The sequence below is a fragment of the Novipirellula rosea genome, from assembly GCF_039541335.1.
Lineage (GTDB): Bacteria > Planctomycetota > Planctomycetia > Pirellulales > Pirellulaceae > Novipirellula > Novipirellula rosea.
The window spans coordinates 1-23,952 of sequence record NZ_BAABGA010000032.1 but is presented as its reverse complement, the minus strand read 5'-3'; the positions used below and the strand labels follow the sequence as shown (position 1 = coordinate 23,952).

Here is a 23,952-nt window from a genome sequence, read left to right as displayed (position 1 = left end):
CCCTACTGTCCGGGCTTCACCCTCCCAGCGCAGCCGGGAAGGTCGGAAAACGAGCCTTCCGCGAGTTTTCCCGGGAGGGCATCGTGGCAGCGGAAACCGACGCACCCTCGAAAGTCTCAACGACTTCCGCTACCGGCACCCCGCGACTCCGCCACCCGCAAATTTTCAATTTACAATTGTCAATTGAACTTTTTCAATCCTGCATCTCCCCGCCAAGTCCTGTTCGCCGTCCGGCTTTGTCTCATGCCCTCATCGGCCCCAGAAAGCATTTGCGTCGGTGCCACGCCAGGTGTTTTACCGCCGGCCACAGCCGCCGATCACGCGGCAGGATCAATCGGTTGCCGGCCATCGACGCCAACGACGACTGCATCGGGCAGTCTTCGTCAAAGGCTTCGTGGGCGACGATCACGCGGTAGTCCTCATCGACACTCCAGAGCCCAAGATCGAACAGCCAGTGCGAGTTCTTGCACAGCGCGATGCCATTTCGAGGATCATCGTTTCGCGAATGGGCGAAAGGTCGAATGTGGGCGGCGTCGACGATACTGTGACCCGTGGTCGTGGTGATGCGGTAACCGGTCAGCGCACAGGTGTGGCAATAGGCTGCAACGACATCGACGCGGAAGCGTGCGGTACGTCCTGCAGCGCGAGCTTCCCTATCCGCCTGCGCTGCCAGCTCATCAAGCACGGCCGTGTCGTCGGGCGGCTCGATTCCAGCGAGTTCATAGAGGGCGATTTGTTCAGCGTGCTCAAAGTAATTGGAAATCAGCGTGTATCCCGCGGCTTGCCGGAAGCTGGGCGATTGCAACGCGGCGAAAAATTCATCCGAAAGCCGGATCGAGGCGGTTAAATCGCGTTGATTCGATGGCTTTCCTTCCGCGGTCAACGGCGTCCAAAGTTTGGAGGAACCAAGATGGTGAAATGGCAGTCGCACATCGGGCGGTTGGGGGCGACGATGAGCCACGATCGACCAGTAGACCGAGAAGCGGAAGGCCAAGTCGGGCGTCAGTTTCAAAAACGGATCGTCGAGCAGCCCCGATTTAGCAAGCTCCAGAACGACCAGCAGCAACAGCGGCTTGTGCGGCGCGATCCCTTTAGAGCGATCGACTCGCAATTTAGCGAGTTTCTTAATGATTCTGTCGTACGCGTGTGCCACGATCGCGTTGCTTCTCCGTCGTTGGAGTTAGTTCTTCGTTGCATTCTAGGCGGTTGTGAGCGTGTTTTTTCCCGAACCATCGCAATATTTAGCCCTCCAAATTTTCTGACTGGTATCCCGCAAGAATCGCTGATTCGCAAATAGCAAAACAGCCGTCACCACTCAAGCTTCCGTGTAAGCTTGCCTCGCAGCACAGCTATTTCTGACACAGGCAACACACCTGCAAGCAGGCTGTCCTCAGAATTAATCATTTTCTGTCAAAACGAATCATCTTCCCTGTGGATTTTCGGGGACGAGTGAACTATAGCTGAGGACTTATCTGATTGGATCAACCACCCATGTCATTGTTCAGCAAGTACGGTGCAACCGTTTGGACCAGGTGATGTATCCGTCGCATTCCCACCTCCTCGCATGGTTTTACTTGCAGCTTGATTGCAAATTGCTTGCTGACGGAGTTTATATCTTCTTGCGTATTTCAACAGTGTCTTTGTTATACGTAAGCGTTTGCACACAGCATCGATTGCTTCCCCCTCGAAATAAGGGCGAGGTGTATAGAGGCGTGGTGAGAACACTGCGTAGTGCGTGGTAGAAAGTAGGATTCTTAGTCCGATAGAATAGCGCAAGCAGCAGCGTGGACTTGTAACCAGGGAAGCAGGTTAGCCTACGACGTTGACTTAGAGTGATTTCCTAACAGGGCTGGTTTTGTGTAAAGACAAGCAAATCATCCCTGAGTCGAAATATCGGGAAACCGACTCGGTGTAAGCGAATTCATGAAGAATAACGAAGAAATTGGTATATGTTGAGCGTTTCCAGACGCCGTTGGGTACCGTGTTAGTTGAGAAAGCTGCTCTTCAAATAGTTCGACATTGTAAAGGCATTTACTTGTATTAGGCGAAGCTAGGCTTCCGGATCTGCAGAAACACCTGGAGATGAGAAATTGTTTTCACAGGGTATTTCTTATGGGACCTCTCAGTCCTTACATCTCTCGATTTGGTCCAAACGCAGTAACTCAAGTCGCCGATTGAACGGGGTGAAGTTTCCCTGGAAATGCAGCAATAGCGTCAATTCAAAGTAGTCGAATAAATCGGCATTGTAGTTTCCGGACGTTGCCTCTGAGGGCGGTCAAGTTGACTGCACGCCTCGTGGCCCGGTGGAATATCTCTCCGAAACCGTATCGTTGAACCTTTGCTTGCCGATTTCGATTGCAAAACTAATCTGCGACATCTTGCAATCAGATCTGGCGATTACAATCGCGGGAAGTCAAGACAATACACCGAGGGTCGCTATATCATTATGCATGCTGAAAATAATAAACAAGGGGTTACAGATTGCGTCAAAATCCAGGCCAGCGTAGCGACATGTCTCAATTACGCATCTTGGCAAAATTCGGTTCCAATTCTTCGATGCCTTAAGATTGACAATCGGGAGGGCGAAACGTTGGAGAACCTTTGCCTAGAGGTTCGTTCGATCCCTGGATTTGCACGTCCTAAGAAATGGATTATCGATCACATCGGCGCTGGCTCGGGTGTGGCGATCCGTGATCGCAATATCGAACTTGATCCAGATTACCTCAATGGATTGAACGAAGCGGAACGCGGGGTTATTGAATTCACGCTTTCAGTGGATGGCGATATAATCACGACGGCTTCGCACGACGTCCGCGTTCTGGCTCGCGACCAGTGGGGGGGATTAAATTCAAGTCGCGAATTGCTAGCGGCGTTCGTGATGCCAAATGATCCAGCAGTCTCAAAAATTCTAAAGGTCGCCGGCGACGTGCTCTCCCAGCATGAGCATTCGTCCGCACTCGATGGGTATCAGAGTGGCGATCCGAGACGCGCGTACATGTTGGTCGCCGCGATTTGGTCTGCGGTCGCAGCAAAGTCGTTAACGTATGCCACTCCGCCGTGCAGCTTTGAAACCGAAGGTCAAAAAACGCGACGACCGTCTACCATTCTCTCCGAAGGCTTAGCGACCTGTTTGGATACCACGCTACTGTTCGCCGCAGCGATTGAAGCAGTCGGATTAAATCCGGTCATCGTGCTTGTCCATGGACATTGCTTTGTAGGTGCTTGGCTGGTGGAGAAAACGATGGATCAAGTCGTTGAAACCGATTGCAGCGAAATTCGCAAGGCGATCGCGGCTCGAGAGCTGATCACGTTTGAAACCACGTTGATCACGCATCGCCCACCTGCACCTTTTGAAGATGCGATCCAAGCCGCGGTAAGTTCAACCGGTGAGTCCAATGAAGACAACTATCTAGCGACCATCGACATCACTCGGGCCCGAATGGCGCAGATTCGGCCGCTTGCGTCGCACGAATCAATCGCAACCATGGATGAAGACACCGCTCATCCCAGCGGTCCGTTACCATTGCCGGCCGCTCCCACTATCACAGCGCCGATGCAAAGTGCTGAGGACACAAAACCTGCAACACCTGAAGGACGAATTGACCGCTGGCAACGAAAACTATTGGATCTGTCGCTACGGAACCGATTGCTAAATTTCAAGGACAGTAAGCAATCCGTTCCAATTCATTGTCCTAATATCTCACTGCTGGAAGATCATTTAGCTGCGGGAAAACAATTGCGATTGATCTCGCTGTCTGAGCACAATCCGCTGAGCGGGCGAGACGCCGAGATTCACCGCAGCAAATCCAAGCAGGATCTCGACTCCGAATTTGCAATCCAAGCACTCGATCGCGATGAGGTGTCTTGCTCACTTAGCGAATCAGAGCTTGCCGGTCGCCTGACCACAATCTATCGCAATGTGAGAAATGACCTTGCCGAAGGTGGATCAAACACACTTTTTTTGGCTGTCGGATTCCTGCGGTGGAAGAAACCCGAGGACACGAAATTTTACCGCGCTCCTTTGCTGCTGGTGCCTGTCAAGCTGATTCGTAAAAGCGCGGTTTCATCGTTTAAATTGGCGATGCATGAGGACGATGTGCGGTTCAACGCAACATTAATTCAATTGCTCAAGAAGGATTTCGCTCGAGATCTGTCTTTCTTTGAATCTAATCTTCCAACGGACGAGAGCGGCGTCGATGTTCCGCAGATCTTGGAGCGAATGCGGCGTGAAGTTCGCGAGATCCCTGGCTTTGAAGTGGTTGACGAGACTGCGTTGGGCACGTTCTCGTTCGCAAAGTACTTGATGTGGAAGGACTTGATTGAGCGCATCAATACGCTGAAGAACAATCGGGTCGTCCGGCACTTGATCGACAGCCCCGATCGTCCTTTTGAGTCCCAGGGCGGGTCGATTCCTCAAGCTCTCGAAGTCGATATTCGGTACGATCCCAACGAGATTTATCATCCTCTCCCCGCTGATTCTTCCCAATTGGCAGCTGTGATGGCCGCATCGGAAGGCCAAGATTTTGTGTTGATCGGGCCGCCGGGAACGGGTAAGAGCCAAACAATCGCCAATATGATCTCCCAATGCTTGGCCACCGGCAAAACGGTTTTGTTTGTAGCAGAGAAAACCGCAGCCCTCAATGTTGTGTATCGTCGCTTGCGGGCGCACGGATTGGGTGATTGTTGTTTGGAACTTCACAGCAACAAGGCTGAACGGCGCAAATTCCTCGATCAACTCGACAGTGCCTGGAAAGACAATCGCCAGGTAAGTCAAAATGACTGGATCTCGGTCAGCAGTCGTTTGAAAGTTCGTCGCGACGAACTGAACTCCTACGTCGCAGCAATACACAAGGAGTATTCAAACGGGTGGACGGTCTTCGAAGCAATGGGAACCTGCGTCAAAGGCGGTGACCATACAACGCCCGAATTCGATTGGGAGGATTCGGTTCAGCACGACCGTGCTGCGTTCCAAAAACTATCCGATATCATCGATCAAATTGCGCTCACATACGGGGCCATTGAAGAGGGAACGGCTTTGCCCGCTGTTGATGCGACACGTTGGTCCGCGTCATGGGAACAAGCATTGTTGTCGCAATGTGCATCGCTCCAACGGGCTGCCGACGAACTGCGGGAGACCCTATCTCGCTTTTGTGACTGCATTGGCATCCCAGGCCGTAATGATGTCTCGCTCGCTGAGATGGAAGGCATCGGCCAACTGGCGGAATCATTATTGGATGCCGCGGACGAAGACGTTCAGCTGTTGTTTCACAAGCAATTTACCAAGTTCCCCGATGCGCATCGACAATTAGATCTCGCGATCACGGCGTATGCTCAGGCTCGCAACTCTGCAGCGGCAAACTACGACGAATCGCTCGACACGATTCCACTCGATGAGATCGACCAGAATTGGCGTCATGCCATCGCGTCTGTCTGGCCGCTGTCCTGGTTTGCAAAACGCAAAGTCACTCGCTTGCTTCAAACCTATGCCAACGAAGGGATTGCGAACCCAGATACCGACATTGTTGCGATCCGTTCGATTCAAGCTCAGCTTGAGATTATCAACGCGAGCCCTCTTGCGGGGCCATCAACGCACTACAATGCGACTGAAACGGACATCCGGCAACTTGATTCACAATTAACCAAGGCCACAGCGGTTCGACGATCCCTGGTTGCAGTTGGCAAGCAGATGGACAGTCTCCAGGTGATATCCAATGCCGTTGGTCCATTCATCAATGGGCAGCATCCAGATGCTCCGCTGTTCGCCACTGCAAAACAGTACTCAACTGCGATGGGTGTGTTCCTCGACGCTATGAAAACGTTTGGCGATACGGCTGGTAAAATGCCGATCACGAAGGCTACGTCCCAAATAGTGCGTGCATCGGAGGATGCGGCGATGCAAATCCAAGCGAACCGTACGAGTCTACGGCGCTGGACCGCATGGTGCGAAGTGCGCAGGGCGGCACAGGTTGCGGGTTTATCCAGGTTTGTGGAATCGATAGAACAAGGTGATATCGCATCGAATGAACTCGCCGATCGGTTTCGGTTGGCTTACGCACGATGGTGGGTTCGAGGGGTGATCGATCGCGATGACATCTTGCGAACGTTCCAGCGGTTTCAGCACGAGGATGCGATTGAAGATTTTTGTCAGCTTGATGAACAGGCTCGTTCGCTCGCCTCGCTGCAGGCGAAACAGTCAATCGCCCATGATCTCCCCATGCCCGAAGGGGTTCCGAGAAGAAGTGAGCTCGGTTTGCTGCGTCATCAGATCGGATTACAGCGACCCAGTAAGTCGATTCGGGAAGTGATTGCTGCGATGCCCGAATCATTTGGGAAACTTGCCCCCTGTTTGTTGATGTCACCGCTGTCGATTGCCCAATATTTGCCGGTGCACCAGACGTTGTTTGACGTAGTAATTTTTGATGAAGCATCGCAAATTACAACCTGGGATGCTGTAGGAGCCATTGCGCGCGGACGTCAAACGATCATTGTTGGCGACCCTAAGCAGTTGCCACCAACGAACTTTTTTGGCCGTGCCGACGATGATCACACGAACGAAGGGATTGAAGATCACGAGAAAGATCTCGAAAGTATTCTCGATGAGGCGAAGGCCTCCGGTCTACCGACGCTGCAGCTGAATTGGCACTACCGAAGTCGCCATGAATCACTGATCGCATTCTCCAACTGGAATTATTATGGCAACAACTTGGTCACGTTTCCGGCGGCTGAATCAGAAGATCGCGGCGTTTCTTTTGTTCATCTACCCGATGCGATGTACGATCGTGGCAAGAGTCGCACGAATCGCAAGGAAGCTGAGGCCATCGTCGCCGAGGCCGTTGCCCGAATGAATAGAAACCTGTTGTTGCCCATTGATGAACGGTTGACATTTGGGGTCATTACCTTCAACAGCCAACAGCAATCGTTGATTCAGGATCTTTTTGATCAAGCCCTGCGAGACAACCCCGAATTGGATTGGTACTTTGCCGATGAGCGAACCGAACCCACCGTTGTAAAGAATTTAGAAAATGTTCAAGGCGACGAACGCGACGTGATGATGTTCTCTATCACATATGGTCGAAAAGTCAAAGGTGAAACCGTTCCCAGAAGCTTTGGTGCGTTGAATCGCGACGGAGGGGAGCGACGCTTGAACGTCGCTGTCACGCGGGCGCGACAAGAGCTTCTTGTCTTTTCATCGTTCACCGCAGATGAATTGAGCATCTTAGGAACCAATTCGCGTGGAGTACGAGATTTAAAAGCCTTCTTGGAGTACGCCGAAAAGGGGCCCGAGGCAATAGCGGCCCGAAGTGAGGGCAGTGGCGGTGGTTTCGATTCGCCGTTTGAAGAAGCGGTTGCAGAATCCTTGCAAAGCCTTGGCTGGCAGGTGGTACCTCAAGTCGGGGTGTCCGGTTTCCGCGTCGATCTCGGAGTCATTCACCCTGACAAACCCGGAGCGTATCTCGCCGGTGTGGAATGCGACGGAGCGACCTATCATCGAAGTGCTGTCGCTCGAGATCGAGACAAAATCCGACAGCAGGTGCTCGAAAATCTCGGCTGGAACATCGTTCGCATCTGGTCACCAGAGTGGTGGTATGACGCGAAGTCCGCTACCGAAACTGTCCATCGTCAATTGCAGCAACTCTTGGACGATCAGCGCAACGATGTTCCACTCGATACGGAAAAACTCGACACCGTCGATCCCAATATTACCGAGCCTGATACGAGTTTCAGTGCAATCGAATCTGCCTCTGGGATAGAATCGGAGCATGATATTGACCTCGCGCCAAAAGGTTTGACCGTTGACAAGTCCAACGAGCGGTTCCATGGTGATCCTCAGATGTTCTACGCTCGTGTGAAATTGTCCGATTTGGCATCCAATCAAGATCGATTTTTTGAATCATCGTATGACGATGAACTTCGCGCTATGGCGGTGGCCATCTTAAATCAACAAGCTCCGATTCGCGACGACGTCTTAGCGAAGCAAGTTGCCCGTGCTCATGGATTTGCGAGAACCGGTGCCAACATTCGATCGCGAGTACTTAATTTGCTGATTGGAGTTCCGTCCACCAAGGAAACCACAGGGCGATTTCTCTGGTCAAGCGAAACGCCCTCACGAATAATCTGCTTTCGCAACGCGTCCTGTGAGGATGATCGCCGTAGTGTTGGCGAAATACCCATCGCTGAACTTCTTGGTCTTATTCAGCGGAATGAGCATCTGCTTTCCGAGGACGATCCCGCCATCGCGTTGGCCCGAAGTATCGGCCTTGGGCGTTTAAGTCAGTCCGCTCGCCAACGTTTTGAGGAGGCCGTTTCTCGTTGGCAAGAGCTTAAGGGCAAGGATGAACTATGCTAGTCCGTTTTTGCTGACGTCAGAAACCGATCAGTAAGTTGCGTTGTCAGTTTCAAGCGAGCGGTTCCTAGTGGCATTGCAGAAAGCCAAGTTCAGCTACCCACCATGTATTAAAATGGGACATATACCGTCACCAACTCATGTGTTCATGCTACGTTGTGTTGGCGTTTAAGGCATGAAAGTGAGTTTACAGGAGTAATCATCGTTCATTATGGCAGCGATGGAAGGAGAGAGGTCCATTTTGGATCAGAATGCAATCCTGTGTTTCAGAGGGCTATGCAACGGGCTTTTTCCACTCCAACGTCAATGACACTGCCATCGCCTTGGGCTCACGAGATGGGGGAGTTAAAGGAGATCGGAATCGAAGCGATCGAGTTGTAACGGTTTGTGATCTCCAGTTCTCGATACGGGCAATACAGACTTCTGTACCAAGAGATGTTCCGTGGCCATTTTTGAACGATTCGTTCCCGGGTGACAAACATTGTATGCCGCTGTATCTTGGGAGAACTGTCCATAGATCGCTCGTGGTGCCCGCCTGTTTCTTGGTCGTATAGACTTTGTCGATGAAATCTCCGTTTCTTTGCATTTCGCCTGAGGATTGGCTTGCTTCCAATGAGCTGGCGTTCGCCATCTCTGACGGATTTCCGGTCGCTCCAGGGCACTCGCTGGTTGTTACCAAACGGCTCGCGGCGACTTGGTTTGATGCGACGGCGGATGAACAGGCCGCGTTGATGGAGCTGGTGAATGTCGTCAAGCAGAAACTCGATGAAACACTGCGCCCCAAACCCGATGGATACAATGTCGGCTTCAATGCGGGGAGTGCGGCAGGACAGACGGTCGATCACGTTCATATCCATGTGATCCCGCGTTACCGAGGTGACGTCGCCGATCCTCGCGGTGGGGTTCGTCATGTCATCCCCTCCAAAGCCAACTACCTAGTCGAGCAACCCGATGCTTCGGTTGCGGGCCCCGCCGAGACCGATGCCTATTTGAGTGTGGGACATCCGCAGTCGCCGCTCTGGGAGCATTTGGATTGGCGGATCGCGGGTGCAAAATCAGTCGATGTGCTGGTCTCGTTCGTCCAGTCTTCAGGGCTGGATGTGATCGAAGAACGGCTCTTTGATGCGATCCGAAATCAAGCGGTGGTGCGGATTTTGGTCAGCGATTATCTGTTTATCTCGGATCCCAAGGCACTGCGGACGCTGCTGGGATGGTGCGAATTGGTGGCGGAGGAATCATCGTCACCACAGTTATCGGTCAAGCTGATTGAGACGGCAAAGCTGCCGTCCAGTCCGGCGTCGTTTCATCCCAAGGCGTGGCGGATCGTAGAGGAGTACCGCGACTTTATCTCGGTGGGCAGCAGCAATCTTTCCAAACCGGCACTGCTGACCGGCGTCGAGTGGAACCTGTTGTCGACCACGAACGCGAAAGAGTCATCGCACGCTCAGTTTTCCGAACAGTTCGATTTGTTATGGGACGTGGCCTCGACGCTGACGCCGGAATTGGTCGCGAATTACGAGCAAACAGCGGAGAAGTATCGTCGCGAGCATTTCGTCCCGGTCACCGTCGATCCGGTGCAAATTCCGTCGCCTCGTGCTTGGCAGGTCGAGGCGCTGCAGGCTTTGCAGCGTGTTCGCGACGCTGGCCATCGCCGGGCACTTGTCGCTGTGGCGACGGGGATGGGGAAGACTTGGTTGGCGGCGTTTGATGCCTGTCAATTCGGCGATTTCGTCCGTCGTCGTCCTCGCGTTCTGATCATTGCCCACCGAGCCCATATTCTGGCACAATCCGAGACGGTGCTTTCGCGGCTACTGGACCACCGCTTCGGCGACGGCTCGACGGGATGGTATAGCGGAAAAGACAGCGAGTTGACCGGAGATCTTGTCGTTGCATCGATTCAGAAGCTTGCGCGTCCCGAGGGGCTCAAGCGGCTGGCCAAAGAACACTTTGACTACGTCATCATGGATGAAGTGCATCATGCGAGCGCACCGAGTTATCGCCGCGTACTTGCTAAGCTGGATTGCGACTTTGCCCTCGGATTGACGGCGACTCCCGAACGTACCGACGGCGTCGATGTGGCTACGATCTTTGATGATAACTTGGCCTATCAAGCGACGATCGGTGACGGGATCGCCGAGGACTCGCTGGTCCCGTTCCACTACGTCGGGATCAAGGACACGGTCGATTTCCGGCAAGTCCCCTGGCGAAACGGACGTTTCGACGTGGCGGAACTGGAAGAACGAGTCGCTCGCAGCGAACGGATGGACAAGCTTTGGACGGCGATGCAAGAGCATCCGTCCGAGCGAACGATCGTGTTTTGCTGTTCCAAGCGTCATGCCTTGTTCGCACGCGATTGGCTGAAGGAGAAAGGTGTCTCGTCCGCAGCGGTCTTTTCGGGCGAGGGTAGCGACAGTTACGGCGAGTCGCTTGAAGGGCTCCGCAGCGGCAAGCTTCAGACGCTGTGCGTGGTCGACATGTTCAACGAAGGACTCGACATTCCAGCGGTGGACCGTGTCGTGATGCTTCGGCCGACCGAATCAAAAATCATCTTCTTGCAACAGCTGGGGCGTGGCCTGCGTGCAAGCGAAGGCAAGTCACGTCTGCTGGTGATCGATTTTGTTGGCAATCATCGCATTTTTGCGCAGCGGATCGTGCATCTGTTATCACTGCGTTCGGGCAGCGACAAATGGCAACCGCTGAAGGATTGGCTTGGGGGAAAACCCGTTGACCTTCCCGACGGCTGTTTGCTGGATGTCGAGCTCGACGCGAAGGACATGCTGAAAAAGTTTCTTCCCAAGGGCAAAACAGCCTCGATCGAAGGCTACCGAGCGATCCGAGACGAATTGGGACGCCGCCCGACCGCATTGGAAGTGTTTGCCCACGGCTATTTGCCAAAAACGATGGGTGCAGGCGAGGGAAGTTGGTTTGGATTTACTCACAGCGAAGGTGATTTAGATGATCCGCAACGCGAAACACTTGCAGCGTTCAGTGATTGGTTAAAGACGGTAGAGACGACTAGTTTGAACAAGTCGTACAAGATGGTCGTGCTACGAGTGCTGTTGGATTCGGGCCAGTTTTTCTCGGGGATCGATCTCGACGAACTTTCGAAGCAGTGCCGAAGATTTATGCTTCACCATGAGGTGCTGCAGCGCGACCTCGCCGGTGATAACCACGCGGTTGACCACGAGAACGCGAGCGACCGCGAATGGTCGGATTGGTGGATCAAATGGCCGATCGGGCGATGGTTGGAAACTCAAAACAAGAAAGTTTGGTTCGAGCGAGATGGCAACCACTTTCGGTTCCGCATCGATTGCCCTGATCAGCTGCACTCTTCGCTCGAGTCGATGACCGAAGAACTGGTTGACTGGCGTCTTGCAGCGTACGCGAAGAGTCGTCGCCTGGTGAAAAGCAAGTCTGGCGATTTGGCATTCGATGGAAAGGTGTCCCATGCCAACGGACGCCCCATTCTTTTCCTGCCTGAAATGAGCGAATTGCCGGAGCGTCCCACCGGTCCGATCGTGGCAAAGCTTCCCAGCGGTGAGGTCTGGGAGTTTAAACTCGTCAAAATCGCCTGCAACGTAGCGAGACCGGTTGGCGAAACGAAGAACAAGCTGGGCGACTTGCTGAAATCGTGGTTCGGGCCGAATGCCGGTTTGCCGGGAACGAATTTCCATGTGCAATTCACGAATCAGGACGGACAGTGGCAGGTGTCGCCATGCCCGGTTGATGGGGCGATTCAACGAGATGCCGCCGAGCCGATTGACGCGGACGCCGATGTGGTCGTGCCTGAGGTGCCGAAGGCAGCGAAATACACGACGCATGCACCAGTTTACGACCTTTCAATTGCCGCCGGCGGATGGGGGCCGGAGGGAGTGCCGACGGCGATCGGTTGGATTGAAGTTCCTGGTCAACGGCTGGCCGAAGGGATGTTTGCCGCTCGCGTTACGGGGCATTCGATGGAGCCGAAGATTCCGACAGGATCTTGGTGTCTGTTCCGTCCCATTGACGCGGGATCGCGTGAAGGAAAACTGCTGCTCGTGCAGGTTAACACGCATATGGACCCTGAAGAGGGCGGTCGCTACACGATCAAACGCTACCACTCGACCAAGAACGTTACTGACGATGGCTGGGAACATGCGGCGATCGAACTGCAGCCGCTGAACAAGGATTACGCTCCGATCCAAGTGTCTGCAGAGCAGGCCGACGACCTGAGAGTGATCGGCGAATTTGTGAGCTTGATCGCGCCGTCAACGTCGGAGTAACGATTGGGCGGCTGTGCTGGCGTCACAGATGCAAGCGGGTGGTTATGCCTCGCTGGTCGGGTGGTGGCGACCCATTGCGTCTAGGCATCGAACTTGAAACAGGGACTCCTTGCGTTGTCCACTACCAAAAGTTGTCCACTACCAAAACAAGAATACGGCGTTACAAAAGGGGCGGGGACTCGTCGCCTCGTCCACTACCGTAAACGTCCTTAAGCTAGCAGCGGCGGGGGTCGCTGCATCCATTTGCTAATCCAAGAGCACTGATGATCGTAAAAGAAAAGGAATCCGTCCGGCCGACAGACCCGATGGGAAACGCGGGGTATGAGGCGGAAAAACAAATGGCGTTCTTCTTGCGTCGTGCTTTCGCCGAGTCGTCTGATGTGCTAGTGTTTAATGATGTCGCATATGAACGAAATGGCGAGGGAGCACAGATCGATCATCTTGTGATGCATCGATTTGGTTTCGTGATCGTCGAAAGCAAATCGGTGACAGGGACAGTTGAAGTCAACGAGCACCACGAGTTTGTCAGGACATCCGGTGGCCGGCGAATGGGGATGCGGTCGCCAATCGAACAGGGGCGACTGCAGGCTCAGTTGCTGCAGAACTTACTCAATGACGCTAAGGAATCGCTGCGGCCAAAGAAGCTGTTCGGAAAAGTCCAGCCTTATTTCGGTGACGAACGGTTCACCGTGTTTGTGGCGATCTCGGATCAGGGAGTGATTGAGCGAAACGGAGCCAATCCGCCTGAATTAATGAAGGCCGAGCGGGTGGTCAAGGAGATCGTCGAAAAGACGAACCGCTACCAGCAAACCCAAGGAGTCAAAGGGCTGGTCAATTTCCTGGCGGCCGGCAAGGAGAAAACAAAGGAACTCGAAGAACATCAAGTTGCCGCCTTTACTGACCATGAAATGGAAGCGATCAAGGAGTTTTTAAAGAGCCAGTGCCGAGGGGGGGCGGCGGTGAAACCTGCGAAGCCGAATGTTGTCTCCAAGCAGGTGGCGGCGGTGAACGAAGTCGCAGTTGCAAAAGAGTCGAGCGCCACAGCGCCCTTTGCCGTCAAGTGCGATGATTGTGAGACGACGGACGTTGAGATTCTGTATGGCCGCTACGGCTACTATCTCCGCTGTCGGGCTTGTGAGGCGACCAAGACGGTGCCGCAAAAATGCGAGGTGTGTAGCAGCAAGGCGAAGCTTCGTAAGAACGCCAATTGCTTCTATCGCGATTGCCAGGTGTGTGCGGCTCCAGTGCTGCTGCATACCAATCCCGCCAATGCGGCAAGTAGCTAGGACGGAAAGAGGGAAGAATTGAAAAAGTTAAATTGACAATTGTAAATTGAAAAATGGGAGTGCGTGCATTGTTGCTCGGCTTTCCAAGCCGAGGGCGCGGGGTGTGATTGGATTGTCGGAGCGAGAGAGGTTGGGGGCGCTGAGAGTTGTCGCCACGTTCGTGGCTGAGGAGTCAGCAGTTTTCAGTTGTCAATTTACAATTTTCCCTTTTCATTGTTCTCCGTGCTGCTAACACCTGCACCCAGGTTTCGTGGGGTACTGAGCGTTTCGAAACGCTTGACACGTTTGTTGATGGAACGTCTGATTTAGCTGCGGCGAGCCCTCCCCGGAAAACTCGCTGAAAGGCTCGTTTTCCGACCCTCCCTCGCTTCGCTGGGCGGGTGAATTCGGTGGGAGAAATTGAAAAAGTTAAATTGACAATTGTAAATTGAAAAATGAGGGTGCGTGCATTGTCGCTCGGCTTTCCAAGCCGATGGCGTGCGTTGTGGTTATGTTGCCAGAGCGAGAGCTTGGGGACACTGTGAATGGGGCGTTCAACGTTAGCGGTTCCAGCTTGGAAAGCTGGCCGACGATGACGGCCGAAACTCTTGGCGAGTTTCGCTACGGGATACGCGATGGGCGAGTTTGCTGTCGCCCCTGCCGGGGCTTTGCGAGTCCGGTTTGACCGCATTCCTTGGGCTTACGCCCAAGGCCACATGCTGCCGCCACGTCCGTGGCTGAGAGGTCAGCAATTTTCAATTTACAATTGTCAATTTAACCTTTTCAATGTATCCGGTTTGCTAACACGTGCAAGAGCTTCGTGGAGTGTTGGCGGTGCCGATACTCTTGGCAGCTTGTTGATGGAACGGCGGTTTCCGCTGCCACGTTGCCTTCCCCGGAAAACTCGCTGAAGGCTCGTTTTCCGACCCTCCCTCGCTTCGCTGGGCGGGTGAATTCGCTGGCGGCTTTTCCGATCGGAACGAAACTTTTGACAAGTTCCGCTACGGGGAGCATTGTCGCTCGGCTTTCCAAGCCGATTGCGCGGGTTGTGGGCAGGTTGCCAGAGCGAGAGGTCGAGTGCATCGATAGTGGGGCGTTCAGCGCTAGCGGTTCCAGCTTGGAAAGCTGGCCGACTATGACGGCCGGAACTCTTGGCGAGTTTCGCTACGGGATACGCGATGGGCGAGTTTGCTGTCGCCCCTGCCGGGGCTTTGCGAGTCCGGTTTGACCGCATTCCTTGGGCTTACGCCCAAGGCCACATGCTGCCGCCACGTCCGTGGCTGAGAGGTCAGCAATTTTCAATTTACAATTGTCAATTTAACCTTTTCAATGTTTTCGGTTTGCTAACACGTGGCAAGAGCTGCGTGGAGTGTTGGCGGTGCCGATACTCTTGAGTGGCTTGTTGATGGAACGTCGGTTTCCGCTGCCACGTTGCCCTCCAAGGAAAACTCGCTGTGGGCTCGTTTTCCGACCCTCCCTCGCTTCGCTGGGCGGGTGAAGTTTTCTGTCGCCCCTGCTGGGGCTTTGCGAGTCCGGTTTGACCGCATTCCTTGGGCTAACGCCCAAGGCTACATGCTGCCGCCACGTCCGTGGCTGAGGAGTCAGCAATTTTCAATTTACAATTGTCAATTTAACCTTTTCAATGTTTTCGGTTCGCTGACGCGTGGCAAGAGCTTCGTGGGATGTTGGCGGTGCCGAAACTTTTGACAAGTTTCGCTACGGGGACATTGTCGCTCGGCTTTCCAAGCCGATTGCGTGGGTTATTGTTGTTTCGCTAAATGTTTGGCGAGTTCTTGGAGCGACAGGCGGCCGTCTTTGTTTTCGTCGGCCGCTTTCATTGTTGATGCCGGCAACTTGCCCGGGACGGATGCGCCGGACGACAACTCGGCAGGTTCGATGAACGTCGATCGGTCGGTGTCGTGACGCAGGAGCAGCCGGCGGGCGTTGGCGATGTGCTCGTCGCTGAACCCGAGCTGCTTTCGCTCGCTGGCGATGTACGTTTGCACTTCACCCAGCGTGACGGTGCCGTCGGAGTTGGCGTCGAACCGAGTGTACTGTGAGGACGCGTCCCCATCGGCCGAAAACGCGTCGCCACGCATCTCATCTTGGCTGATCTTGCCGTCTTGGTTGAAGTCGGCCATCGCGATGATCCGTTTCGCCTTGACGCCGTCCGATTTACTGAGCCCTAGTTCTCGCCGATGCTTCGAAAACAAGATCGCCAGCTCGATGTTGTTCAGCTTACCGTCGCCGTTGTCATCATGCCCCCGGATATCGAGTGGCAATCCGGCGGCCGCCGATTCTTTGGCGTCCAGGTTTTGGTCGCCATCCTTATCGAACTTCTTCATCACCTTGATCGCACTCATGTTGTCGACCGCTTCGATCCCTAGTTCGCGGCGGAGGACGCGTTTATAGGCGAACTGTTCGGCGATTTCGATCGCGGTGATGATGCCGTCAGCGTCCTTGTCAAACTGGGACGGATCCGGCGGCCAGCCGTCGGCGATTTCATCGGCATCCAATTGCCCGTTGCGATTGGTGTCGTGTCGCTTGATGAAGACCTGGGAATTGTTGCGGTCAAATTGCGTGATCCCCAACGAGTCGCGTTGGTTGGCGAGATAGATGGCGACTTCCAAATGCGTTAGTTTGCCGTCGTGATTCAGATCAAACGTGGCATGCTCGTCACGCCACGCCAGCCGTTTGCGTTCGGCAGCGTCAATGAACCCGTCTTCGTCGGCATCGCAAATCGTCATCGTTTGCGTCGCGTCCGACAGATCCGACTGGATCAGAACCAGCGAGAGCAGGTCGCTCGGGTCGGGAGGGGACTTTGGTTCAGGGGCCTGCGCTGCGGCTGGAACACAGTGCAGCGCAAAAACGCAGTGCATCGCAATGCCAAGAACCCACAGGCCGGGTGGCCATCCGATTGAATGTTTCATCGCTTCACTCCCGTGGCCCCATCGACATTGGATTGGAATCATCATCATCAATCGTTTCAATGTATTGCATCTCGCAGTGGCTCGCAGCGTTTTTTGAGTTGTCAGTTCGGCAATTTCGAAATTTCGTTTTGCGATGTGTGGAGGGTGCGTTGTGTGAGCGGTAACGCGTGAGCGGCCGGGGCGTGCGGGGATGATGGAGACGCAGCGGAGCGAAACGTGGGTGTGCGTTTGTCACGTAGCGGAAGTCGTCAACGGCTTTCGTTGGTGCGTTGGTGCGTCGGTCGGGACGAAACTTTTGACAAGTTCCGCTACGGGGCAGGTGAAGTTGGTGGAAGAAATTGAAAAAGTTAAATTGACAATTGTAAATTGAAAAATGAGGGTGCGTGCATTGTCGCTCGGCTTTCCAAGCCGATGGCGTGCAGCGGATTTGGTCGTGGCGACAAAAGTAACCTCGTCCAGGGAGACGATCGTTCACCATTTGCGGTTCCACCTTGGAAAGCTGGCCGACAATGATGCAAGCTCTGGGTGGGGCCTCGGGGTGTTAGCGATAGAGCGATCGATTTAGCTGCCACGTTGCCCTCCCCGGCAAACTCGCTGAAGGCTCGTTTTCCGACCCTCCCGGCTTCGCCGGGCGGGTGAATTCGGTGGAAGAAATTGAAAAAGTTAAATTGACAATTGTAAATTGAAAAATGAGGGTGCGTGCATTGTCGCTCGGCTTTCCAAGCCGTTAGCGTGGGCTGTGAATTGACTTCGCTGCGAGAGAGAGACGCCTGCATTGAAAGTGGTGACATCAACGCAGGCGTTTCCAGCTTGGAAAGCTGGCCGACAATGGTGCCGAAACTCTTCGCGAGTTTCGCTACGGACGGGTGACATCGGCGATTGGGGATGCCGGAATGTTACGTTAGAGGATTGGGCGGCAGGCTGGATGATTTGAGCAGTTCGAGTTCGGCGATTCGATTTTTTAATCGCTCGATCTCTTCGTCGATCGAGGCGATGTTGCGTTGGTCGATCGGGCCGAGCACTGCGGTGCCTTTGCGGTCCAGTTTGCTGATCCGGTGCAAGATTGGGATCACTAGGCTGACCGCGGCGACGACGATCGACATCGCGGCGATCAGTCGCCAGACGGCGGACGAATCGATCTCGCCCAAGATCACGCCACACAGTACCAGCGAGTAGCCGAAAATAATCTGGCTGCCGATGAAATAGACCCAGCGAAATCGGCTGGCCAGTTTCGCGATCGACAACAGGCAGACGTGGACGGTGGTGACGGACAGGATTGACAGGCAGGTGGTGGTTTTCCAGTACATCTCCGAATCGTTGGTGGTCCAGATGCCAAATAGCAGCAGTGCGGCGGCAATGCCGGTCAGAATCAGTCCGGCGGACGGCAGCAAATTGCGGCCATGCGGAGTGCGGGTCATGTCGCAGGCGAGACCACACAGACTGGCTGCGGCAATCACGACAGTCGTCATCACCACTTGGAGCTCAAACCAGCTCCAGGTGTTCCGCAAGACGAAGAAGATGCCCAGGACGGCGCCGAACAGGACCGATCCGATCAAACCATACAACAACGGCTTTTTCAGTTTACTGGGGTGACTCATCGGTCGGGCTCAAGTGCAGGAGAAGCGGGGAGGCCAGAGAAGCAGGAGGCCAGAGAGTGGCATTCATTATAAAAGAGCCCCCGAAGCGGCGGATGCTGCGCCGAGATTGTAGTCCAGGCTGCCAGCCTGTCCGAGTTCTCGATGCCACGTCGGTTTCCGCTGCCACGAAGCCCTCCCCGGAAAACTCCGCGTGGCTCGTTTTTCGCCCCTCCCTGCTTCGCTGGGCGGGTGAATTCGGTGGGAGAAATTGAAAAAGTTAAATTGACAATTGTAAATTGAAAAATGAGGGTGCGTGCATTGTCGCACGGCTTTCCAAGCCGTTAGCGTGGGCTGTGAATTGACTTCGCTGAGAGAGAGAGACGCCTGCATTGAAAGTGGTGACATCAACTCTGGCGGTTCCAGCTTGGAAAGCTGGCCGACTATGGTGGAACGAAACTTTTGGCAAGTTTCGCTACGGCCTGGTCTCCTCACTCCTCACTCCTCACTCCTTGTCTCCTTGTCTCCTTGTCTCCTTGTCTCCTTGTCTCCTTGTCTCCTTGTCTCCTTGTCTCCTTGTCTCCCCAATCCCCACTCCAAGCTCCTTTTCCCACCTACCTTGCCGGTTGGAGGGGGAAATCTTCGGAAACCTGAAGTGCTAGCAGATTGGGGGCTTGCTCGTAGGTTGACATTTCCGCTGTTCGGCGCTATCTTCGCCCTCCGCGGCGGGTCGATTTTTATTGACCTGTTGATTGAAACTCCAGCAGAGCCGCTGTGAAACACCCAAAACTGCTGGCTTCCAAAATTGAAGGTATCGTTTCGACGTGAAGTTAGGTGTTCAGGGAGCCGTTTTTTCCTGGACGCGTTGGCTGAGCTCGGGCGTACCGATGAATGAGACCGACTTGCGATGACTGTCGATCTAGAAGCAATTGCCCGACGCGGGCGTTGCGAAGAATCAAGTTTACGAATTGCGTTGCCCCTGATTGAACAAGGATACTCGCCGCCATTTTTGGCGCGGTATCGGCGTGATGAATTGGGGGGGCTGGACGAGGCTAGTTTGTGGGCGCTCGCTGAGGCGCTGCAGGCAGACCGTCAACTGGCCGCTCGACGCGCCGAGTTGCTCGAAAGCTGGCGAGCGACCCCGATTGCCGACCCTGCGCTGGGACGAGCGATCGAGAAGGCGAATTCGAAGCGGATGCTCGAACGTCTCGGCCGACGGATCAAGTTGGAGTCGGGCGAAGCGGTCGATTCCGCAACCCGGCTGGCCGTCCGTGTGCTGAACCCGCAAAAGGGTGACGGCGACGACTTGCACGCAATCGCCGAAAAAATGGAAACGATCGACGACGCCAACGAAGCCAGTGCGAAGCTGGAGAAATCGTTGGCGGGCCGGTTGGCTGGCGATCCGCGGATGATCAATGCGGCCGTCCAGTGGCTGGGCAAACATGCCAAGATCCATGTGATCGAAATCCATGATCCCCACTCCAGCGCCGATCATGATCATGACGATGCGGCCGAAGGTGGATCCAAGCCCGGCTCGGCCAACGCCAAGGGATCGAAGAGCACAAAATCGGTCGACGCCAAACCGGCGGCGAAAGACGAAGCGGCCTTGACCCAGGTGGCCGAGGAATCTGCAACGGCTGAAGCTGCTGCAACGGAAACACCCACGGCCGAAGCTGCAACTGCGGAAACGCCTGCGAAAGAAACGCCTGCGGCCGAAACCGCGAATACGGAAGCTCCTGCGGCTGATGCGCCTGCGGCGGAAGCGGCATCGGCAGAAGCGGCTGCGGCCAGCGAAGCAGATAACTCGGTGAAAACCGACGAGCCTGCCGCGACCGAGCCGACAGCGACCGAGACCCCAGCTGCGGAGAACCCAGCGACCGAGCCAACTGCTGCGGATACAACTGCTAGCGAAGCTGTCGCCGAGACCAAGCAAGCTGACGAAGCTGCGGCGACCGAGCCGGCTGCGACTACTGAGCCCGCTGCGACTACCGAGCCGGCTGCGGCGGATGCGGAGACGCCCGCTGCGGCCGATGCGAAGGCAAAAGAGCCGAAGGCCGAGAAGAAGTCGGAACCGGCGCCGGCTAAGAAACAGAAGAAGGTGTCGCCTCGCCAGCGTCGTCGTCGTTGGTTGATGAGCGTGTTGAAGCCGCTGGAAGGCAAGCGAATTCCGACGAACAAGCTCAGCTCGTTCCAAACCGTGATGCTCGCTCGCGCCCTTCGCAGCCAAGTCGCCAATTGCTCGTTCGAGTACGATGCGAACCGCTTGGTTGCTGAGCTGCAGAGCACTGCCGAGCGGATCAATCCGCGTTTGGCCGACATGCTGCGAAGCATTCTGATTGAAAACGAAGCGGACATCCGCGGTGCTGCCGAAGCGGCGTGGTGGGACGAATTGCAAGAACGTGCGTCGACTCGATTGCTGGGCATCGCGGCCGACCATCTGCGAATGCAAGTCAATCGCAGCGGCGTCGAAGCCAAAGTGGTGATGTCGATCGATGCGGTCGGACCTCGCACTGCGGCTACCGCGATCGTGGCAAGCGATGGCCGTTTGCTGCACTGCGAAGATTTGCCTTGCCAACTATCCGCCGGCATGCGTTCGCAAGCGGTGTTGCGAATGGGCGAACTGATTCACGCTCATCACGTTGATTTGATCGTGATCAGCAACGGCCCGGCTCGCCGAGGTTGTTTGGTGGCGGTCAGCGAATTGGTCAAACAATCGCCAGAAAACTCGATCCGCTGGACGTTGGCCGATCGCAGTGGTGCCGACACGTATGCGGGCAGCCAGGTTGCCGACCAAGAGATGCGAACGACCCCACGTCGATTCCGCAGTGCGGCTTGGGTGGCATTTTCGGTGCTGCAGCCCGCCGGTGCGATCGCCAAGGTCGATCCGCTGAAGTTGCGTTTGGGTTCGTTCCAGCGTGAGCTGTCCGACCAAGCGTTGATGGATGTGCTTGACGACGTGATGATCAGCGGCGCGTCGCGTGGCGGAGTGGATGCCAATGCAGCTCCGACATCGTGGTTGTGCCGACTGCCGGGCGTGACGCCGCAAGTCGCTGACGCGTTGGATGCGGCTCGCCGCAAGGAATTGTTCAAATCGCGAGAGCAGATCGAAGAACTCGAGTCGTGGGGCGACCAAGCGTCGACTCGCCAAGCGTTGCCGTTTCTGCGTGTGTTTGGCAGCGAAGAATCGCTCGATGGGACTTTGATTCACCCCGAGGATTATCCGCTTGCGAAGAAGTTGGCGACGGCGCTCGAGATCGAGCTGCCTCCGTCGACACCGCCTGGTTACGAAACTCCGAATTTTGACGAAGACGCGTCGCCGAAATTGAGCGATGTCGTCGAGCCGGCGGCAGCGAGTGAGGAAACGCCGAGCGACGACGAGGCCGAGGAGAAACCGTTTGGTTTGTCCGCCGAACTCGATACCGCCAGCGCCAGTGGTGATGCGGCTCCCGCAGACCCGCCACCGGAAAGTGTTTCGGCAAGCGAGTTGGCGGGAGAAGCGGCGGCGGAATCGGAAACGGCGGCCAGCGAGAGTTCCGAGTCGGAGTCGCCTGCAGGTGATGCGGCCGCGAGTGATTCGTCGGAGCCAGCGGCAGCTGATGCCGAAGCGGCCCAATCTTCTGAAGAAACTCAACCATCCGAAGAGACTCCGTCGGCTGAGGAAGCTGCGGTTTCGATGCGAGTGGTTCGGCCTCGACCTGAAAAGGCCAAGATCGACAAGTGCATCAAAGAATGGCAGATCGGTGCCCGCCGGGCTCGTCAATTGGTCAGTTGGTTGTGTGACCCGTTCGGGGACAGCGACGTTGCCGATGGGGCATCCAATGCCGTTTTGACATCGATGCCGAACTTGAAGACGTTGAAGACCGGCGACCAAGTGATCGGCGTGGTGGTCGGCGTGATGCCGTTTGGCGTGTTCGTCGAATTGGCGCCCGATTGCAGTGGGCTGATTCACGTCAGCCGTGTTTCGGAACAATTTATCGAAGATTTGCACGAGGCAATCCAAGTGGGTGACGTGATCACGACTTGGGTGACCGGCATCGATACCAAGCGTCGGCGAGTGGCCCTGAGTGCCATTTCGCCTCAGCGTGAGATCGAACTCGAAGAGATGCGACGTCAGCGCAGCGATCGTCCTCACCGTGGCCAGCAATCGCAAAATCGTGGCGGTGGCAACCGTGGCGGCGGAGCGGGACGCGGCGACGCGGCTGGCGGGCAAGCTGCCAAGGGTGGCCGTCCCGATAACCGTGGCGGTCGTGGCAAAGCGGGCGCGGCTGGTGGTGGCGGCGACCGTGGTGGACGACCCGGCGGTGGTGGCGGACGCGGTGGACGTGATGGGGGGCGCGGACGCGATAACCGAGGTCGCGATCAACGCGGCGGCGGACGTGGCAAGCAATCCGAAACGTACCGTGTCGTCAGCAGCAAGCCGGTGGAACCGATCAGCGATGCGATGCTGAAAGGGGACGAGCCACTGCGTTCATTCGGCGATTTGATGCAGTTTGTTTCCAAGGACAAAGCGGAACCCGCCAAGGAAGTAAAGCCGAAGAAGGAAAAGGCGAAACCGGAAGCGTCGGCGGTTGCCGAGGCGACCGAAGCGACTGCGGCTGGTAGTGAAAAGCCTGTGGTTGCCGAGACGGTGAAAGCGGAAACGCCGAAACCGGAATCGCCTAAGCCGGAAACCCCCAAGCCGGAGACGACGGAAGCTTCCTCGGCAGCCTCGGGTGACGAGCCCACCAGCACCTCCACGGAACCATCGGCCTGATAGATGAGCGACGATTTTAACGAACGGCTCGAGTCGGCCATCCAGCGTGGGAAGCAACGAGCGGAGCGGAAAGCGACCGCGGAGCGGCAGCAGGAGATGTCGGCGGAAGAGCTCCGGCGACTGCACACTTCGTTGCGACTATCGCTGTCGGATCACATAGAGAAGGCGGTGCATCGCGTCGCCGATCATTTTCCGGGATTCCGCACCGAGGCGTTGTTTGGCGAGAATGGCTGGGGAGCGGCCTGTTACCGAGACGATCTGCGGATCGAAGCGGGCAAGCGGAGTAACCAATACAGTCGTTTGGAGATGATGATTCGCCCCTACAGTGACTTGAATGTGCTGGAGCTAAAGGGCAAAGGCACGGTGATGAATCGCGAGCTCTTTAATCGCAATCATTTTGTCACGATCGCGGAAGTCAACGAGAGCGATTTTTTGCGTCTAATCGACAGCTGGGCGATCGAGTACGCCGAAGTCTACGCAACCAAGAGCATGTAGTCGTAGCGGAAGTCGTCAAGACTTTCGTTGGCATTGAAAAGGTTAAATTGACAATTGTGAATTGAAAAATGGTGTTGTTCCGTTGCGGCGTGATGCACCCATTGTCGCTCGGCTTTCCAAGCCGATTGCGTTTCACCTCCCCGAAACTTGTTTTGGGGAGGTCAGAGCGAGCGGAGCAAGCTCTGGGTGGGGCCTCGGTGTGTTAGAGGTAGAACGTTCAATTTAGCAGCCACGTTGCCCTCCCCGGAAAACTCGCTGTGGGCTCGTTTTCCGACCCTAGTATATGATCATTGTGGTGTTTCGACCGGTTTTCACGTCGATTCGCTGTG

8 protein-coding genes are annotated in these 23,952 nt (G+C 55.3%); 5 read left to right on the top strand and 3 right to left on the bottom strand.

The features are described 5' to 3' along the window. Positions 1 to 241: 241 nt before the first annotated feature. Positions 242 to 1,153: an HNH endonuclease gene (locus ABD971_RS12720; protein ID WP_345322570.1), complete on the bottom strand. Its 912-nt coding sequence runs from the start codon at positions 1,151 to 1,153 to the stop codon at positions 242 to 244. 1,437 nt (positions 1,154 to 2,590) lie between these two features. Here ABD971_RS12720 and ABD971_RS12715 point away from each other — a divergent pair. From ABD971_RS12715 to ABD971_RS12705, 3 genes are all read left to right on the top strand, one after another. Further along, entirely contained in the window at positions 2,591 to 8,347 is a 5,757-nt protein-coding gene (locus ABD971_RS12715) for an anti-phage protein ProA (protein WP_345322568.1), read from the top strand. Between the two features lie 560 nt (positions 8,348 to 8,907). Further along, positions 8,908 to 12,606, top strand: a complete 3,699-nt coding sequence (locus ABD971_RS12710) for a DEAD/DEAH box helicase family protein (protein WP_345322566.1) — start codon at positions 8,908 to 8,910, stop codon at positions 12,604 to 12,606. A gap of 263 nt (positions 12,607 to 12,869) precedes the next feature. Further along, entirely contained in the window at positions 12,870 to 13,892 is a 1,023-nt protein-coding gene (locus ABD971_RS12705; RefSeq protein WP_345322564.1) for a nuclease-related domain-containing protein, read from the top strand. A 1,739-nt stretch (positions 13,893 to 15,631) separates the two neighbouring features. Here ABD971_RS12705 and ABD971_RS12700 read toward each other — a convergent pair. Both ABD971_RS12700 and ABD971_RS12695 read right to left on the bottom strand, forming a co-directional pair. Beyond that, positions 15,632 to 16,801 (bottom strand): EF-hand domain-containing protein, encoded by a 1,170-nt coding sequence (locus ABD971_RS12700; protein WP_345322562.1) that lies wholly within the window; start codon positions 16,799 to 16,801, stop codon positions 15,632 to 15,634. 896 nt (positions 16,802 to 17,697) lie between these two features. Then, positions 17,698 to 18,399 (bottom strand): hypothetical protein, encoded by a 702-nt coding sequence (locus tag ABD971_RS12695; RefSeq protein ID WP_345322560.1) that lies wholly within the window; start codon positions 18,397 to 18,399, stop codon positions 17,698 to 17,700. Positions 18,400 to 19,282: 883 nt separating this feature from the next. Here ABD971_RS12695 and ABD971_RS12690 point away from each other — a divergent pair. Further along, complete coding sequence (locus tag ABD971_RS12690) at positions 19,283 to 23,128, top strand: S1 RNA-binding domain-containing protein (RefSeq protein ID WP_345322558.1); 3,846 nt, start codon at positions 19,283 to 19,285, stop codon at positions 23,126 to 23,128. A 3-nt stretch (positions 23,129 to 23,131) separates the two neighbouring features. Next, complete coding sequence (locus ABD971_RS12685) at positions 23,132 to 23,623, top strand: hypothetical protein (RefSeq protein ID WP_339946516.1); 492 nt, start codon at positions 23,132 to 23,134, stop codon at positions 23,621 to 23,623. The last annotated feature ends 329 nt before the right edge of the window (positions 23,624 to 23,952 follow it).

Excerpts from the sequence above, each read along its gene's own strand:
- ABD971_RS12710 (WP_345322566.1), top strand. The coding sequence starts at position 8,908 with ATGAAATCTCCGTTTCTTTGCATTTCGCCTGAGGATTGGCTTGCTTCC.
- ABD971_RS12705 (WP_345322564.1), top strand. The coding sequence starts at position 12,870 with ATGATCGTAAAAGAAAAGGAATCCGTCCGGCCGACAGACCCGATGGGA.
- ABD971_RS12700 (WP_345322562.1), bottom strand. The coding sequence starts at position 16,801 with ATGAAACATTCAATCGGATGGCCACCCGGCCTGTGGGTTCTTGGCATT.
- ABD971_RS12695 (WP_345322560.1), bottom strand. The coding sequence starts at position 18,399 with ATGAGTCACCCCAGTAAACTGAAAAAGCCGTTGTTGTATGGTTTGATC.
- ABD971_RS12690 (WP_345322558.1), top strand. The coding sequence starts at position 19,283 with ATGACTGTCGATCTAGAAGCAATTGCCCGACGCGGGCGTTGCGAAGAA.
- ABD971_RS12685 (WP_339946516.1), top strand. The coding sequence starts at position 23,132 with ATGAGCGACGATTTTAACGAACGGCTCGAGTCGGCCATCCAGCGTGGG.